The 17,367-nt window shown below is 46.4% G+C and carries 13 protein-coding genes; 9 read left to right on the top strand and 4 right to left on the bottom strand.

Features of this window, described 5'->3' with window-relative positions:
• Positions 1-45: 45 nt before the first annotated feature.
• Entirely contained in the window at positions 46-3,183 is a 3,138-nt protein-coding gene (locus FIV04_RS00300; RefSeq protein WP_367618260.1) for an EAL domain-containing protein, read from the bottom strand.
• 98 nt (positions 3,184-3,281) lie between these two features.
• Between FIV04_RS00300 and asnC the strand changes: the two genes are divergently transcribed.
• The gene (gene asnC / locus FIV04_RS00295; RefSeq protein WP_032551043.1) at positions 3,282-3,746 is read left to right on the top strand and encodes a transcriptional regulator AsnC; all 465 of its coding nucleotides are present in this window, start codon (positions 3,282-3,284) and stop codon (positions 3,744-3,746) included.
• Positions 3,747-3,814: 68 nt separating this feature from the next.
• On the opposite strand, the gene prlC is transcribed toward asnC, so the two are convergent.
• Entirely contained in the window at positions 3,815-5,857 is a 2,043-nt protein-coding gene (gene prlC, locus FIV04_RS00290; protein ID WP_152467933.1) for an oligopeptidase A, read from the bottom strand.
• Positions 5,858-6,129: 272 nt separating this feature from the next.
• Between prlC and FIV04_RS00285 the strand changes: the two genes are divergently transcribed.
• The 4 genes from FIV04_RS00285 (at position 6,130) to FIV04_RS00270 (ending at position 9,910) form a co-directional block, all read left to right on the top strand.
• Positions 6,130-6,969 carry a 23S rRNA (adenine(2030)-N(6))-methyltransferase RlmJ gene (locus FIV04_RS00285; protein ID WP_032551040.1) on the top strand — a complete coding sequence of 280 codons (840 nt, stop codon included), beginning with the start codon at positions 6,130-6,132 and terminating at the stop codon, positions 6,967-6,969.
• A gap of 275 nt (positions 6,970-7,244) precedes the next feature.
• Positions 7,245-7,943: a glutathione S-transferase family protein gene (locus tag FIV04_RS00280; RefSeq protein WP_152467932.1), complete on the top strand. Its 699-nt coding sequence runs from the start codon at positions 7,245-7,247 to the stop codon at positions 7,941-7,943.
• A 229-nt stretch (positions 7,944-8,172) separates the two neighbouring features.
• Positions 8,173-9,528 (top strand): glutathione-disulfide reductase, encoded by a 1,356-nt coding sequence (gene gorA / locus FIV04_RS00275; RefSeq protein ID WP_150870565.1) that lies wholly within the window; start codon positions 8,173-8,175, stop codon positions 9,526-9,528.
• A gap of 133 nt (positions 9,529-9,661) precedes the next feature.
• A complete protein-coding gene (locus tag FIV04_RS00270; RefSeq protein ID WP_032551034.1) occupies positions 9,662-9,910 on the top strand; it encodes a DUF6482 family protein in 249 nt (82 codons plus the stop codon).
• 79 nt (positions 9,911-9,989) lie between these two features.
• On the opposite strand, the gene FIV04_RS00265 is transcribed toward FIV04_RS00270, so the two are convergent.
• Positions 9,990-11,231, bottom strand: a complete 1,242-nt coding sequence (locus FIV04_RS00265; RefSeq protein ID WP_152467931.1) for an NADH:ubiquinone reductase (Na(+)-transporting) subunit B — start codon at positions 11,229-11,231, stop codon at positions 9,990-9,992.
• Positions 11,232-11,573: 342 nt separating this feature from the next.
• On the opposite strand from FIV04_RS00265, the gene FIV04_RS00260 reads away from it, so the two are divergent.
• From FIV04_RS00260 to FIV04_RS00245, 4 genes are read left to right on the top strand one after another with little or no spacing between them, the layout of a single operon-like run.
• The gene (locus FIV04_RS00260; RefSeq protein ID WP_172974256.1) at positions 11,574-12,866 is read left to right on the top strand and encodes a serine/threonine-protein kinase; all 1,293 of its coding nucleotides are present in this window, start codon (positions 11,574-11,576) and stop codon (positions 12,864-12,866) included.
• Positions 12,867-12,868: 2 nt separating this feature from the next.
• A complete protein-coding gene (locus tag FIV04_RS00255) occupies positions 12,869-14,305 on the top strand; it encodes a chromosome partitioning protein ParA (RefSeq protein WP_152467929.1) in 1,437 nt (478 codons plus the stop codon).
• Positions 14,305-14,877: an ECF-type sigma factor gene (locus FIV04_RS00250; protein ID WP_150896048.1), complete on the top strand. Its 573-nt coding sequence runs from the start codon at positions 14,305-14,307 to the stop codon at positions 14,875-14,877. Before FIV04_RS00255 ends, FIV04_RS00250 begins: the two co-directional genes overlap by 1 nt.
• Position 14,878: 1 nt before the next feature.
• Positions 14,879-16,426 carry a hypothetical protein gene (locus tag FIV04_RS00245; RefSeq protein ID WP_152467928.1) on the top strand — a complete coding sequence of 516 codons (1,548 nt, stop codon included), beginning with the start codon at positions 14,879-14,881 and terminating at the stop codon, positions 16,424-16,426.
• Here FIV04_RS00245 and FIV04_RS00240 read toward each other — a convergent pair.
• Positions 16,423-17,292 carry a hypothetical protein gene (locus FIV04_RS00240; RefSeq protein ID WP_152467927.1) on the bottom strand — a complete coding sequence of 290 codons (870 nt, stop codon included), beginning with the start codon at positions 17,290-17,292 and terminating at the stop codon, positions 16,423-16,425. The two genes, FIV04_RS00245 and FIV04_RS00240, sit on opposite strands and share 4 nt — an antisense overlap.
• Between the last annotated feature and the right edge of the window lie 75 nt (positions 17,293-17,367).

Genomic DNA, 17,367 nt, shown 5'->3' with positions numbered 1-17,367 from the left:
GTAATGTTGAAATGACTTAATATCTATATACCGATACGAAGTTTATTAGACCAGACGCTCTTGTCTTAGCTCTTCCACCAGCTCAGGTAGCGGCTTCGGACGACCGATAATGTAGCCTTGCGCGTAGTTAACCCCAAGCTCGATGAGCTTATCGATGATCTGAGTGTTCTCAACAAACTCCGCCACCGTGTATTTACCCATCTGTTTAGCGAGATCGTTAATCGAGCGCACCATAACATGGTCCATTTCGTTGACATCAATATCACGCACAAACAGGCCATCAATTTTCACGATATCAACCGGTAACTTCTTCAAGTAGCCAAATGAAGACAAGCCCGAGCCAAAATCATCCAGAGCGATCATACAACCTAGCTCTTTCAATTGTGTAAACAGCTCGATTGCCTGATTCATATTACTCATCGCCGCCGTCTCAGTGATCTCTAAGCAGATCTTGTCGCACGGCACTGCAGACTGTTCTAGGCTATCAATCAAGAACTCAACAAACTCGCGATTACCCATTGAGTGGCCAGAAAGGTTAATCGAGCACATCCCTAATTCATCAATCACACCATGGTTCTCTTCCAACCAAGCAAGAGTTTGACTCACCACCTGGCGGTCAATCAGATGAGCGATGTTGTAGCGCTCAGATGCCGGCATAAAGATCCCCGGAGAGATGTACTCACCATTGTGATTCTTGATTCGTACTAGTATCTCGAAGTGCATCAAATCGCTTTGTTTATCTAAACCAAGGATTCGCTGGGCAAACAGCTCGATGCGATCATGAGCCAGCGCCTCGTGTACCAAGTTGACACACTCCATCTCTAAATGACGACGACGCAGATCTTCATCATCTTGATGGTAAAGGTTATAGCGATTTCTTCCCTCTTCTTTGGCTGCATGACAGGCTGCATCGGCTTGAGCATGTACCATCTGTGGAGAAGCTGCCGTATGGTCAATTAAACGAATACCGATCGAACAGGTAAGGTTGAGCTGAATGTCATCCCAAAGGAAGGCGTTGTCACCCATCATTGCGATAATGCTGCGACACACGTTAACCGCATCTCGCTCAGTACAGTCTTTTAGTAATACAGCAAATTCATCTCCGCCCATACGTGCGAGTACCGCATTGTAGGGCAACACGTTCTCAAGCAAGCCGGCACTGAACAGAATCGCCGCATCGCCCGCTTCATGGCCTGCAGTATCATTGAGTACCTTCAATTGGTCTAAGTCGAGGAACAGCATCGCGTGAGTGCGCATGTGGCTCTCAACCTCTTTCAAAGCCTTCTGCAGCTCTTGCTCAAAGTGGTTGCGGTTGAAAGTATGAGTCAATAAGTCGTAACGTGCTTGGTACTCTAACTGCTCCGCTAGTTCATGGGTTTCGGTGATGTCTTCACCAACAATCAGCAACTGATTTGAATCCACCAGCGGTCTAATGTTTTCACGAATCCAGATCTTACTGCCATCAGCATGGCGATATTGGATATCACGACGCCATACCCCACGCGACTTATGCTGAGGTTGAAGGAGGATTTGACGCGGAATCATGGCATTTCGGTCGACGTAAAACTCACGCGGACGATGACCAAGTAGCTCGCTTAACGGGTAACCCAATAGCTCTTCAGCAAATTGGTTTACCTGTTGAATGCGGTTGTTTTCATCCAACGTAATCATCATTACGGGTTGCTTGTCGTAATAGAGCTTAAGGTTCGCTTCACGTTGGAATAGCTTGTTCTCGGCGAGCTTTCTAGAGGTCACATCACGCGCTTCAAACAGGAATTGCAGCTCACTGGATTCGCTATCCGGCATTGGCTTAAGTGAGATATCGAGCACCAGTACACCTCTATCTCGGCACCACACCTCAGCCTCAAAACGCAATGACGTATAAGACTGCGCTTCCATAAAATACTTCTTAAGAGACTCGCTCGCTGCGTCTTCCCAGTGCTGATGCTGATAGATAGGCGTGCCGACTTGATAACCTTGGTTATAGAACAACTCATGCAGCTTACTGTTGCTCGAGAGCAGAACCCCATCGCGATCGATGATGCCCATAAACTGTAAGCTCTGGTCGAAGATAGACTCCAGCAGTATCTGACTCTTGCGGCTATCACGCTCGCTCTTCTTTAGACGATTCAGGTAGTAAACCAAGGTTACGATCACGCAGCCCATTGCTAGAAACAATAAGCCTAGAGTGCGAATCTCATCTTGGTAACGTTCAAAGAAGGGTTGAGGTTTATTGTAAAAGGTCGCCGACAGGTCGCTATGTTCGCCAAGGTCCCAGCGATTAAGTTGCTGGTAGTCGAGCTTAATCTCTGCTGCGCCCTCAACCACAGGTGGTAACTCTTGATCGGGATTGGCAAGCATACGGCGTAGAGTGAGTCCAGTTTCACGCCCTTGGCTCAGGCCACTCTGAATCACACCACCAATCGCACCAAAACCTAAGCCAAGATCATGCACCATATAGATTGGCATCTTGGTTAGTTTGTTCAGCTCACGCCAGTCATCGTCATTGCTGACATTGCCTTTCTCATCTCGATAGTAAACCCAAAACAGTAAGCTTTTGCTCATATCAGCTTGCTGAGCAAAGTTCACCAATTCACGATACGAACGAGGTTGATAATGTTCAATAAAGGAGGCGTGTTGTGGATACTGCTGCAAATGGCGATCCACCTGTGCGCGAACCGCTTCCCCCGTGACTGAGAAATCTGAAACGATGTAGATCTTGTTCGCCATCGGCTGTAAGCGTTGGATCAGAGTGACATTGCTATTGAGGTCAATGTCTTCGGTTATCCCTGTCGCATTGAGACCTTCTGTCATCGAGGGTGAATAGTTGTTAATACCACCAAACACGACCGGAGTACCATTGAGTTCTAGAGCAAGCCTTTTCATTAAATTGAGGGCGTTGTTGTCACTAACTACGACCGCAGAAAACTCTTCATTGGCGAGCTTGGTACGGTAGAGCTGATAAAGTTTATCGAAGTACTCTTCGCTTTGAGCGCGCTTACTGTCTAAGTAAACCACGCGGTAGGGAATATCATCACGATCAAGCTCTGTGGCCAGCCCTTTTTGAAAATTATCTGTCCAGAAAAAACCTTGATGGTAGGAGTGAACAACCAATACATCTTTTGATTGAGCAGAAACCCAAAAGCTCCAAATCAAAAGAATAAAAAATAACGAAAATCGCACTAAGCTCACCCTAACAACATACTTGCTGCTAATATTATCACCCTTGGCTATGATGTGTACTCTAGCTATTAAACTTTCAACCAATTCACGAGGTTTGCATGCCGACTTCAACCGCTCGTCTTGATGATCTAGATCGCGCCATTCTTAAAACATTAATGGAAGACGCTCGCACGCCTTATGCCGAAATGGCGAAGCAGTTTGATGTCAGCCCTGCGACGATTCACGTGCGCATTGAGAAAATGAAATCGGCAGAAGTCATTGAAGGTACAGAGGTAGTGGTGAACACCAAGAAGCTTGGCTACGACGTATGCTGCTTTATCGGTATCAACCTCAATGCCGCGAAAGACTACCACTCTGCGATTGCTAAATTAAACGCGCTCGATGAGGTGGTCGAGGCCTACTACACCACAGGCGCTTACAACATCTTTGTAAAGCTGATGTGTAAATCCATTGAAGAGCTGCAATACGTGTTGATTGATAAACTACAGGCGATTGACGAGGTGCAATCAACCGAGACGCTGATCTCGCTGCAAAACCCAATCAATCGCAATGTGAACCCATAATAGGTTAGTGTATAGATACAAAAAGAGCCTCACAAAGAGGCTCTTTTTACATTCTGACCAGCACAATATTAAGCGCTGATACCTGCGTGACGCAGCATCGCATCAATTTGTGGCTCACGACCACGGAAGCGCTTAAATAGCTCCATAGGTTCTTCACTGCCACCCATCTCAAGGATGTTGTTTAGGAAGCGTTTACCCGTTTCAGTATTGAAGATGCCCTCTTCTTCAAATGCTGAGAATGCATCTGATGACAACACTTCAGCCCAAAGATAGCTGTAGTAACCCGCACTGTAACCACCGGCAAATATATGGCTAAAGCTGTGAGAGAAACGGTTCCACTCTAGGCTTGGCAGTACCGCAACCTTAGACTTCACATCTGCTAGTGTTTCAAGCACACGTGCGCCCACTTCTGGGTCATACGTGGTGTGAAGCGTAAAGTCGAACAGACCGAACTCTAGCTGACGCAGAATGAACATCGCCGATTGGAAGTTCTTCGCCGCTAGCATCTTCTCTAACATCTCTTTCGGTAGCGCTTCACCTGTCTCGTAGTGACCCGAGATAAAGGCTAGCGCCTCTTCTTCCCAGCACCAGTTTTCTAGGAACTGACTTGGTAACTCAACTGCATCCCAAGGCACACCGTTGATACCCGCAACCGCACCAGCCTCAACCTGAGTCAACATGTGGTGAATACCGTGGCCAAATTCGTGGAACAGAGTCACTACTTCGTCATGAGTAAACAGTGCTGGCTTATCACCAACAGGCTTGTTGAAGTTACATGTTAGGTAAGCCACTGGGGTTTGCAGTTCGCCAGCTTGAGTAATTCGACGACCACGGCAGTCATCCATCCACGCACCACCGCGTTTGTGCTCACGTGCGTACAAGTCTAAGTAGAAGCTGCCACGCAGTGTTTCATTAGCATCAAATATGTCGAAGAAGCGCACTGACTCATGCCAAGTATCCACGCCTTCACGCTCTTTTACCGTCATACCAAACACACGGCTTAGTACTTCAAATAGACCAGAGACAGCTTTTGATTCTGGGAAGTAAGGGCGCAGCTCTTCATCCGAGATCTCAAATAAATGCTGCTTCTGTTTTTCGCTGTAGTAAGCGATGTCCCAAAGCTCCAGCTCAGACACGCCAAACTCTTTTTCAGCGAACTGGCGCAGCTCTTCCACTTCACGCTCACCTTGAGGCTTTGCTTTCACCGCTAGGTCGTTCAAAAAGCCCAGTACCTGATCCGGCGTCTCTGCCATTTTGGTTGCCAGAGACTTCTCGCTGTAGGTACCAAAACCAAGCATACGTGCAATTTCATGACGTAGCTTAAGTTGCTCGGTGATGATCTCGCTGTTGTCCCATGTACCGGCATTTGGACCACGGTCTGATGCGCGCGTTACATACGCTTCATAAAGCTCTTGGCGCAGTGCTTGGTTATCACAGTAGGTCATCACGGGTAGGTAAGATGGGATGTCTAGCGTTAGTAGGTAGCCCTCTTGTTCTTTCGCTTCTGCTGCGGCTTTCGCTGCCGCTAATGCAGATTCCGGCATGCCAGCAAGCTCTGCAACGTCAGTGATCTGCTTGCTCCAACCCATGGTCGCATCAAGTACATTGTTTGAGAACTGCGAACCCAGCTCAGACATACGCTTGCTGATCTCACCGTAACGATGCTGCTCGTCAGCTGGTAGGCCAATGCCCGACAGTTCAAAATCGCGCAGCGCATCGGTAATGGTTTTCTTCTGTGCTTGACTCAGTGATGCAAATTCATCGCTCGCCTTGATCGCTTTATATGCCTCAAACAAGCCTTTGTGTTGACCAACCCAAGTACCGTACTCAGAAAGCAGCGGCAAGCAGCTCTCGTAAGCTTCACGCAGTTCATCGCTGTTCACGACAGAGTTCATATGACTCACTGGTGACCATATGCGGCTAAGGCGGTCGTCCACCTCTTCAATTGGAGCCACTAGGTTATCCCAGCTTGGTGAGGTATTACCTTCAAGTACTTGTTCTATCTTATTGCGACACTCTTCAATCACTTGCTCTACCGCTGGCTTAACGTGCGCAGGGGTGATCTGTGAAAACGGTGGTAGGTCGGTGAAGGTTAATAGCGGGTTAGACATATAAACATTCCTTTGGCTTGGAGACTTGCGTCTTTAAGTAATTGGGTCGTCTTACAGTATTGGGCTGAATTAGCTAATAATTACATGCGAATAGTTATTAAATAGTGTCCATAACCGCAAATTTCAATAGTAGAACCAATAACTAACAGTTCACCCTCGCGACGACACACGCATTTTGGGGAGAATTTATTGGCTAGTGCGGTATATAATGGAGACAGAATACCCACCGACACCAACCACACTCTATAGCGAGAGTGTTACGAGAGTTTAATTTGTTAAGTTATCGCCACAGCTTCCACGCGGGTAACCATGCCGATGTGGTTAAGCATATTGTACAAAGCCTTATTCTTAATTCACTGAAGCAGAAGGACAAACCTTTTGTCTATCACGATACCCACTCTGGTGTTGGTCGCTACGACTTAACTCACGAATGGTCAGAAAAGACCGGCGAATACAAACAAGGTATCGCAAGAGTTTGGGATCAAAAGCAGATTCCAGAAGAGATTCAAAGCTACCTAGACGCTATCGCAACCCTCAACAATGGTGAAAAGCTGCGTTACTACCCAGGTTCACCGCGTGTTGCGCGTGCTCACCTACGTGAACAAGATCGTATGGTACTGACTGAGCTTCACCCAGCCGATCACCCACTGCTTGAACAAGAGTTCCACCGCGATCGCCAAGTCTCTATCTACAAAGAAGATGGCTTCAAGCGACTTAAAGGCAGTCTGCCACCAAAAGAGCGTCGTGGTCTGGTTCTGATCGATCCACCTTATGAGCTAGCGAAAGAGTATCGTGACGTCGTAAACGCCATCTTCCAAAGCCATAAACGCTGGGCTACGGGCATTTACGCAATTTGGTACCCAGTGGTGAACCGCTGTGATATCGAAGACATGATCGAAGGGCTAGAAGGTCTTGGCATTCGCAAGATTCTGCAAATTGAACTCGGCGTATCCCCAGACACCAATGAACGCGGTATGACAGCTTCGGGCATGATCGTGATTAACCCGCCTTGGAAACTGGAAAGCCAGATGAAAGAGATTCTGCCGTTCCTAAAAGACGCGATTGCGCCAGCAACTGGCCATTGGAAAGTCGACTGGATTGTTCCTGAATAAATCATCTTGAATTTATTCAAATAGAATCAAAAACATAAAAGTGCAGCGAACCTCTCGCTGCACTTTTTCTTTATTAAAAGATAACTTTTTTCACCTCAACTTCGTCTTTTCTCACCGACCTTCGTCTTAAGGGTGTAGGTAACCTCAGATCAGGATAATTTAAGCCATTCAGCACAGCTACTTGAATTTCTAACTATCTGAAAGTTCGGGAATTAGAGACTTTCTTATCCCGATCTGAGGTTAAATAAACTAATTCTTAGAGTGAGAAAGACCCCATGATTAAAGTTATCAGCTTCAAAATTTGCCCATTTGTTCAACGTGTCACTGCAGCGCTAGAAGCAAAACAGATCCCTTACGAGATTGAATACATCAGCTTGAAAGACAAACCACAATGGTTCCTCGATATCTCGCCAAACGGCCAAGTACCAGTGATGGTGACTGAGTCTGGCACAGCGTTATTCGAGTCGGATGCGATTATCGAATACATCGAAGACGAGTTCGGTCCGTTAGAGCAGGGCGTGATAAACGAACAACGCGCATTAGACCGCGCGTGGAGCTACCTGGGCTCTAAACACTACTTGGCACAGTGCGGCACCATGAGCAGCAAAAACCAAGCAACGTTTGAAGAGCGTGCAGAGAAGCTGATTAAGGCGTTCCACAAAGCCGAGAATCAACTGTCCGGTAATACTAAGTTCTTCAAATCAGATGAGATGAGCAATGTTGATATGGCGTGGCTACCTCTGCTGCACCGTGCAGCGATCGTGAAGGCACACTCTGGCTACGACTTCTTCTGTAGCTTACCGAAGATGCAGGCGTGGCAGAAGAACGTTCTAGAGTCAGGTTTAGTCGAAAAAACCGTTTCAGAAGATTTCGTTAAGTTGTTTAGCGACTTCTACCTAACCAACACCTATCTCGCTGATGGTAAGGACGTGCAAGCTCAGACCGGATGTGGCTCAAGCAGCTGCTGTGGCTAAACTTCTCATACATTTCAACAAAGTGGAGTGGTGTCTTATTCCGCTTTGTTGCTGTCTCATCGCTATTTGTCATAAGCAATGTCACTTTTTCCCATTTAGTAAATTGCTAGACTCGATTTATGATAGCAGCATAGGATAGGTAACAATTCATGTTGATAGCGTTGAGTTCACTCAGACGCACCCCAATGTAATTGTTATCAACAAAATTAATAAGCTCTTGGAGAAAGTAATGGCGACTCATTTTGATTATATCTGTATCGGCGGTGGTTCTGGCGGTATCGCATCAGCAAACCGTGCAGCAATGTACGGCGCAAAGGTTGCACTTATCGAAGCACAAGACCTTGGCGGCACATGTGTAAACGTTGGCTGTGTTCCTAAAAAGGTGATGTGGCACGGTGCTCAAGTTGCAGAAGCGATGAACCTATACGCAGAAGACTACGGCTTCGATGTAGATGTAAAAGGCTTCGACTGGAGCAAACTGGTTGAGAGCCGCCAAGCTTATATTGGTCGTATCCACCAATCTTACGATCGTGTTCTAGGCAACAACAAAGTCAACGTAATTAAAGGCTTTGCTAAGTTTGTTGACGAGAAAACGGTTGAAGTAAACGGTGAACACTACACAGCAGATCACATCCTGATCGCAGTGGGTGGTCGTCCTACGATTCCAAACATTCCAGGCGCTGAATACGGTATTGATTCAAATGGCTTCTTCGAGCTTGCTGAGCAACCAAAGCGTGTTGCGGTTATCGGCGCTGGTTACATCGCAGTTGAGATTGCGGGCGTTCTACACGCACTAGGCACAGAAACACACCTATTCTGCCGTAAAGAGTCTCCACTACGTAGCTTCGACCCAATGATCATCGAAACGCTAGTAGAGGTGATGGACGCAGAAGGTCCAACGCTACACACTCACTCTGTACCAAAAGAAGTGGTTAAAGAGGCGGATGGCAGCCTGACTCTGCATCTAGAAAACGGTGAGAGCCAAAATGTTGATACTCTAATCTGGGCTATCGGTCGTCACCCAGCGACAGATGCAATTAACCTAGCATCAACGGGCGTTGAAACGAACGAGCGCGGCTACATCAAGGTAGACGAGTACCAAACGACTAACGTTCCTGGCATCTACTGTGTAGGTGACATCATGGAAGGTGGTATCGAGTTAACGCCTGTTGCTGTTAAAGCCGGTCGTCAGCTTTCTGAGCGCCTATTCAACGGTAAAACCAACGCGAAGATGGACTACGATCTTGTTCCTACTGTTGTATTCAGCCACCCACCAATCGGCACCATTGGTCTAACGACTCAAGAAGCTGAAGAGAAGTATGGCAAAGACAACATCAAGGTTTACACGTCTGGCTTCACTGCAATGTACACAGCAGTAACCAAACACCGTCAACCTTGTAAGATGAAGCTAGTATGTGCTGGCGAAGAAGAAACTGTAGTTGGTCTACACGGCATCGGTTTCACTGTTGACGAGATGATTCAAGGCTTCGGCGTAGCAATGAAGATGGGCGCAACCAAAGCAGACTTCGACTCTGTTGTGGCCATCCACCCTACTGGTTCGGAAGAATTCGTTACCATGCGATAATCGCATAAGCGACATTATCTAACGATTAAGAAAGCAGACTTAGGTCTGCTTTTTTTGTGCCCGCTCTGAACTTTGCTCAAAATTTCAACGTAACAGACAAAGATTTCCTCTTAACGAAACATCGGAGTGTGTTATGAACCTACTGATTGAATCTTTTGAAGGCGGCATCTACCTTGCTTATCAAGTCACAGACCATAACCGTCGACTGGTGATGGATAGTGACCACCATCCGAAAAAGTTTATGAGCCTTAACCAAGTGCGTGATCACTTCAACGACCAATCAATCACGTCAGCGACCCTAATTCATAACAGCGCTTACGACGAAATGTGTGGCGAGCAGTGTGGTAGCGATATGCCACTCAGCGTTGACCTAAGATGGTGATTACCTATCCATCGCACAACAATCCAATTGAAAAGAGGACTTCTCAATAAGTCCTCTTTTTTCGCCTACGCTGTACTCGCTAACGCGCCATACGTCGATTTCTGCGCTTGATGTTGCCCTCACGGACAATGAAGTCAAACAGTGGAGCAAACAGATTAGCAAACAGTATTGCGAGCATAATGCCTTCTGGATAGGCCGGATTGAGCACTCGAATTCCTATCGTCATCACCCCGATCAAAATACCGTAGGCCCACTTCCCTTTATTGGTAAAGGCTGCAGATACCGGGTCGGTTGCCATAAAGAAGGTACCAAAGGCCACACCACCAAGTACAAAGTGCCAATAGAAAGGCATAGAGAACATCGCATTGGTTTCTGAGCCGATCAGATTTAACAAACTAGAAGTCGCCACAAGACCAACAATCACCCCTGCGACAATCCGCCATGAAGCTATCTTCATCACGATGAGTGCCAAACCACTGAGCATAATGAGCAACGATGATACTTCCCCCATCGAACCTGGGATATTACCGATAAAAGCATCCATCCAAGAGATTGATTCTCCGGTCATGTTGTTCATCAACGCACTGTTACCGCCCTCATACCATTGGCTCAATGGTGTCGCACCTGAATAAACGTCTGCCGCTACCCATACTAGGCCACCAGACATGTTAGCTGGATAAGCAAAGTAGAGGAAGGCACGCCCCGCAAGAGCTGGGTTAAGGAAGTTACGGCCTGTACCACCAAAGATCTCTTTGGCAACCACAATACCGAAGGTGATACCCAATGCAGCTTGCCAGAGTGGAATCGTTGGCGGCAGTATCAGAGCAAACAGCACCGAACTGACGAAAAAGCCCTCGTTCACCTCATGCTTGCGCACTATGGCAAACAACACCTCCCAAAAGCCCCCTACTACAAATACCGTCGCATAAACAGGCAAGAAATAGAGAGCACCAAGCCACATCTGACTTAGCCAACCACTTGATGTGAGAGCTTCTGCGGTACCAAAGGCCCAAGCCAAACGCCAGTTTCCCTCAATCACGGCTAACAGCTCTGCACCAGAGTAGGTCGCACTCAACCCCATGACAGCTTGATGACCTACGTTATACATACCCCAAAACATCGCAGGAAAAGTTGCTAGCCACACCATGATCATAATGCGCTTGAGATCGATACTGTCCCGGACGTGGGTCAGCCCCTTATTCACATGGCCGGGTGTGTAGAATATGGTCGCTGCCGCTTCATATAATGGGTACCATTTTTCGTACTTACCACCCGCTTCGAATTGAGGGGAGACCCCCTCTATCCACTTCTTCAATTTCATATCTTTGTAACCTCATTTCAGTGAGTCACTAGCAATACGAAACAAACCGTGTTTGAGAGCAATTTAGATAAGCCATACCAATAATTAAACCCTCACACATTTACCCAACTTCAGCTTTGAGATAGAAAAAGCAAGGCTCAAATTTTGGGGAGAAGATCACACGTTGGAATTTTCACCCTTCTTCTTAAAAATGCGACTCATTAGCTCATTTTTTCATATGTAATTGATAAAAATGTCGAAAAAACATCGAAAACTCTTATAGAATGCTCGCATAATAAAGATATAAAAAGATCAGTTGTGCAAAAACAAAGCAGTGGCTCCACTGAGGTTTTCTATCACCTCATGGATCTGTCAGATAAAGAAAAAAGTCTTTACCTAGAGCGATTAAAGGCTGAACAACCCGGCTTATACCAACAAGTTCTTCCACTTATTAACGAAGAACCTTCAGAGCAGATCACATCGCTGTTCGGCTTCCACGCACAGCAAGCAACCGAAACAGAGCTCGACCTCGCCAACACCCTAGTAGACAAGTACCAGATCTCTCATGAGCTGGGTCGCGGTGGTATGGGGATCGTTTATGCTGCGAGCCGAGCAGACAGAACCTTTGAACAAGATTTGGCGGTCAAATTCATTCAGCCCGCGCTCTCACACATCCTAGGTGAACACGCTCTGTTTCAAGAGGCGCAACTGCTGGCTCACCTCAATCACCCTTGTATCGCCAAAGTGTTCGATGGTGGGGTCTATGAGGAGTCAGTCTACATCGTCATGGAGCGTGTAGAGGGGGAGACACTTTCACTGCACTTGCAGAACCGTTCTTTGAATGAAAAACAAAAGCTCAATCTATTTAAAGAGATCTGTTCTGCTATCGAACACGCACACCAAAAGCAGGTACTGCACGCCGATCTCAAACCAGAAAACATCCTAATTGATCCACTAGGCTCACCTAAGATTCTGGATTTCAACCTGACTCAAAAGGTTAAGCAGCCCGTTCCAGACAAAAACACCGACGTATCTCTGCTCACAGCCTATAGCAAGGCTTACGCAAGTCCAGAACAAGCAGCCGGGCAATTTTTGACTCAGCAAAGTGACATCTATTCTCTGGGTAAAATCCTGGCATTGATCTTTGACTCCTCATCTAACTTAGATATCGACCTTATTGTTGAAAAGGCGACGCACCATGAGCCTTATCGACGCTATGCTAGCGTGAGTGAGTTGCGCCAAGATATTGTACGCATGTTGGAGTGCCGACCTATTTCACTCCGAGAGAAACACCCACTCCATGCTCTATCTAAGCTACTGAAGCGTCGCCCAGTACAGAGTGCCCTGACCATTCTGTTATTGATTTCAGGCGCTACCTTCTCGACTGCAATCTTCAACAAGAACCTTCAACTGCAAAAAGAGAAGCAAGTTGCCGAGGAAATGATGTACGAGGTAACAAGCCTGCTGTTTCATGCTAAGGGCAGTGATGCCGCCAAAATGTCAGTAGGTACCATGCTTGAACTCACAAGGCGTCGAATATTATCGAACCCAGATTTACCCAAAGACGTTAAGCAAAAAATGCTATTGGCAATGCTAACGCCTGCACCAGAAAAATCCGTGACTAATAAAAATAAACCAAACTCATCTAGTAACTGATTATGAAAAAAGCTCTCTTACCTTTTATTGCAACGTGCGCTTTGAGCCTAAACGTGTACGCTGATGATAACCAACCTCTGACTGGGTACTTTATCGATTCACCAGTTTCGGGCCTCTACTACGAGACCAGCTCAAACCTCTCTGGCACCACAGATAAAGGGGCATTCCAATACAACTCAGGTGATATCGTGAGTTTCTTTATTGGCACCGATAACTCGGGCTACCTACTGACTACCCTATCCGGACAAGAAGTCATTACGCCAACGTTGTCATCGACGCGCCCAAGCCGCAGCATCAATATGACGCGCCTGTTATTGTCATTAGATGACACGCCAGAGCATCGCGATGAGATCATCTTAGCCAGTAAGGTATTGTCGGACGTCGAGTTTCAAAAGAAACTTAAAAACCTAGATTTAAGCTACCTAGATGACCAAGACCTTGGGATCGATTTGGTTTCCGTTAAGGAAGCGGCTGAACACCTGAATCAGAGTCAGGAATACATCAAGGATAACTTTGCATCTGAAGAGATCATCTTCTCTCCAAAAGACAAAGTGCTGCATAACATCATCATCGCCAAAAAAGATTACGCGGGAAGAGCCTGCTTCTACGATTTGGCTCATCAGGCTAACCCAAAATATAAGGGACCTATTGGTGAGCTAAGCTATCAGATTACCGACACTGAGCTGATTCAGTTCCCAGGAACGGGCGACTACTTCAACGGCTGTAACCTGCGCCCTTACCACACACCTCAAGAAATCATCCGTGAACCATTGTCCGTTGACGATGGCTGGACAGGCTTTACTAGTTGCGCACAAACGGGCTGCACTCGCCACGACCTAAGTGGGTTCTCAATCGAAGACTACAACGATGAAGGAGACTGGAAATATCGAACGGTCGCTTTGGACTTCGATACCGAGACCGAACTCTTGATGGAGAAAACTCAGGGCTTGGGTCAGAAGGAGCATATGCGTCATGCCAACAAGGGCGAGATGATCTGGTTCACCTACACCAATGAGCGTGGTAACAGCATTCCTTATGAAGGTATCTGGCAGCATACCCAATACCAGCACGCGGACATTATCACAGAGTGCCTACTGGTAAAGGATAAACGCATTCTGCTAGGGCCTAGCGAATCTGAAACCTGTCCGACAAACCACCAGCAATACACAAAAGATGTGACTGAAAAGTTTGGTGACATGTGGTGGTTGAGTAATCCAGAGCCAACGGCATCCCTTGCGCAAATGAATGTTGCAGTTCGTTGGTACGACTCGGTCCCTCAGCAGCATTTCACAGCATGGGAATACCTACCTGCGGGTCAAAATTGGGACCAAGGCATCCTCTACAGATTCAAACAAAAAATTTCTCTAAATCCAGATAAATCCCATAATATCAGCACCCTATCTGTTTCTGAGTTTACTAAAGTGAGGTCTAACAGCTAATGGCAACCGCAACTCCAGATATCACACAGATCATCCACCAGTGGCAATCCGGTGACAAAAGCGCCGAAGCAGACTTGTACCAATTCGCTTACCTGCAGCTTCGTCAGATCGCTCAACAAGAGCGTAATCGTAGTGCACAAAAATACGGTACCGATAACCAAGTGCTAAGCGATAGCATGAACAGCACCACCGCGTTAATTCACGATGCCTACCTGAAGATATCGTCTTCAGACCTGCAATCAATCGAGAACAAAAAAGATTTCTTTTTGATGGCGGCCAAGGTGATGCGCCAGATTCTTATCGATAACGCTCGCCACCTACAGGCGCAAAAGCGTCAGCAAATGACTATGATTAGCGACCAAGATGGCGATAAGTTTGAGCAGTTCATGATGATGGACAAAGCCATTGATAACTTTAGCATTCACTACCCTCGTCAATCTCAGGCGCTAAAGCTCAAGTATCTAATGGGCATGAGAAACCGTGAGATCAGCGAGCTGCTTGAATGCAGTGCAAGCTTGATAGAGAAAGACCTAAAATTCTCTCGTTGTTGGTTGCAAAGCAAACTGGTTTAACATGAAAAAGCGCCTCTGTTTCTTGGTTGTTTCTGGCTGCGGAGCCTTCGCTCTGCTGCCACCTTGGCTTGCTTCTGAAGAAGTGAATGCACCCCGTTTAATCGAAGGTGACTCGTTACCTTCAATCAAACAAACTGCTGAAGGCGCGCAAACCGCCATGAACGCTCAGCCTACGCAAAGCCGTACCTCATCAACGACACTGATAAAAAGCAAAGCCGAGCCAACCCTGTCAGAAGTTTCATTCCCAGCAGCTACTTTCGAAAGCCAAACAGATCGATTTGAGGACCCAGCTGAGAAATTTTACAGCGATACCGAAACCTTAATTGTCGCTGATGACCAAAACCGCGCCGATCGCAACCAGAAACCACAAGTCAACTCAGCAGTACAACAAAGTATTCAACACGAAATCAATCAATGGTCTTTTACCGAAAACTCTCCGATTAACTACTCGATTGATGTTACCGGCCTATTTGAAGACCCTGATGGTGACTTGCTGACGACACAGATTGCTGTCAATCATCCGAAATTTTCTGTTTCAAATCTCGGTGGTAGAACGAGTGTCCAAGGCACCCCAAAAGTTGGAGAAGCGCCCACTCAGCTGATTGCTCGCGCTAAAGATGATTATCACGGCTCGGAAGAGAATGCCTGGGTGAGCACCAGCTTTTCACTCCCATCCATGTCTTCAGGTTTAGAGGAAGATGGCTTACACCCTTTGATCGGTGAAACTTGGTATCGACTAGAAACCAACCACCAATTTGCTGGTAAGACGTACAACTATGAAAAGGTCTACTGCGAGGCGTTTAAGTTCATTAATGACGAAGTGTTCTTTGCCTCTTCAAGCAACTTAACCACCTGCCCGAACGAGCACGATCTGCGTAAAGTTGGAGGGTATCATGTTGATGGCAATACCTTGGTTGTCTCTAGTAATCAGTCTATTTTTGACACCGACATGCGCTGGAAAATATTGGAGACCTATCCGAGTCACCCTACCTTCACGACTGCTCATGTGACGCAAGTCAAAATGGGCAGTGAGTATGAAACCTATACGGTGGCCTCGAAAGCGCAAATAGAACAACGTATAAACACTGTGACAGGATTAAAAGCACTGCAAATGACAACGCAGAACTACATGTATCTTGCCAACGACGGTCGGTACTATCTTGGGCATTATGGAATGCACCTAAGTAACTATCAACAAACCAACCCCAATTGGCCCGATGAGATGGATGGTGACTTAAATGTGCAGTCTTACAACACAACGGTTGTTTGCGAAGATTTGCTCGACAAATTTGATCACTACTCAGTTGGCGGGCAAGGGGTTTACGGCGACATCACTGGCCAAATAATCGGTGAAAAGCTTGAGCCGATCGAGTGTGACGAGCGTCCGCTAGGACACCTTCAATACTCTTTCTTCGATGTTGATTTCTTAGAGTTCGATGAGTTTAAACATGGCGAAGTATTTAGCATCATACTCCGCCCTAAGAAAGAGTGGCGTCATAAGGTTGAAGAGATGAAACTTAATGTTCGATATCTAGACCCTAACGCTTAAAAGCTCCACAACGCCTGCAAGCCGGTACTGAATGTATAAGTGTCGGCTTCAGGTAGTGTCGCATTAACTTGCTCGGTTTCGTACTCAGTACATTTTCCATCAATCATAGTTTTACAATAACTGGTGGTCACGGATTCAGTGTCCGACTGAAAACGCTTTTCATAACCAAACATAGCGTACCAACCAAGATGCAAACCTGGTCTCAATTCATAGCTGACACTGCCCTCAATCGCCGCTCGGTAACCGAAATCGTAAAAGTCTACGTCTTCAAAACGAGTATTTGAGGTGACACTCCAAACCGGTAAACCAAATGTCGCTTTACCACTCACATGCCATTTATCCGCTAAGTTTAGGCTACCGTTGTCGTAAGCAAGACCTACATCCACAAAGACATCTGTAGAGGTCTCTTCCCAAGTACCATAAAAATACTTGTTCCCATCTTCGCTGAAGTTTTTAACACCATAGCGAGTAAATGTTTGATAGGTAAGAGAAGGCCCACCAATCACGCGCCAATTGTCTTGTAATTTATAGTGAAGTTGAATGTTGGTGGCGGTCTTCAAGTACTCCATTTGGTTATGCTGAACTGAAGATCCATTGTTCACCCAATCTTCTTTTGAGCTTTGAGGAGAAAAGGAGGCCAAAGCATCAATTGAGAAATCAAAATCCTCATTAACGTAATACAAACCACCCGTATTTAAAATCGGGTTGGTCACCGTTACGTCTGACTTGAGTCCTCCGTAGTACTCTTGGTAAGTCACATTTTCTAACCCAACCGTAAAATACGAGTACCCATACTTATCGCTGCCCTCTGTTGTTTGCGCCACAGCAACAAACGGCAATAAGCTCAAACCTATCCGTTTTTTCATTTTTATTATCCACTCAGCCAATTCGGGGCAGCATGCTATTGAAATTGGAAATCGATTTGAAGGGCGATCGAGCAA

The organism is Vibrio sp. THAF190c (assembly GCF_009363355.1).
GTDB lineage: Bacteria > Pseudomonadota > Gammaproteobacteria > Enterobacterales > Vibrionaceae > Vibrio > Vibrio fortis_A.
This window is presented reverse-complemented; position numbering and strand designations above follow the sequence as displayed.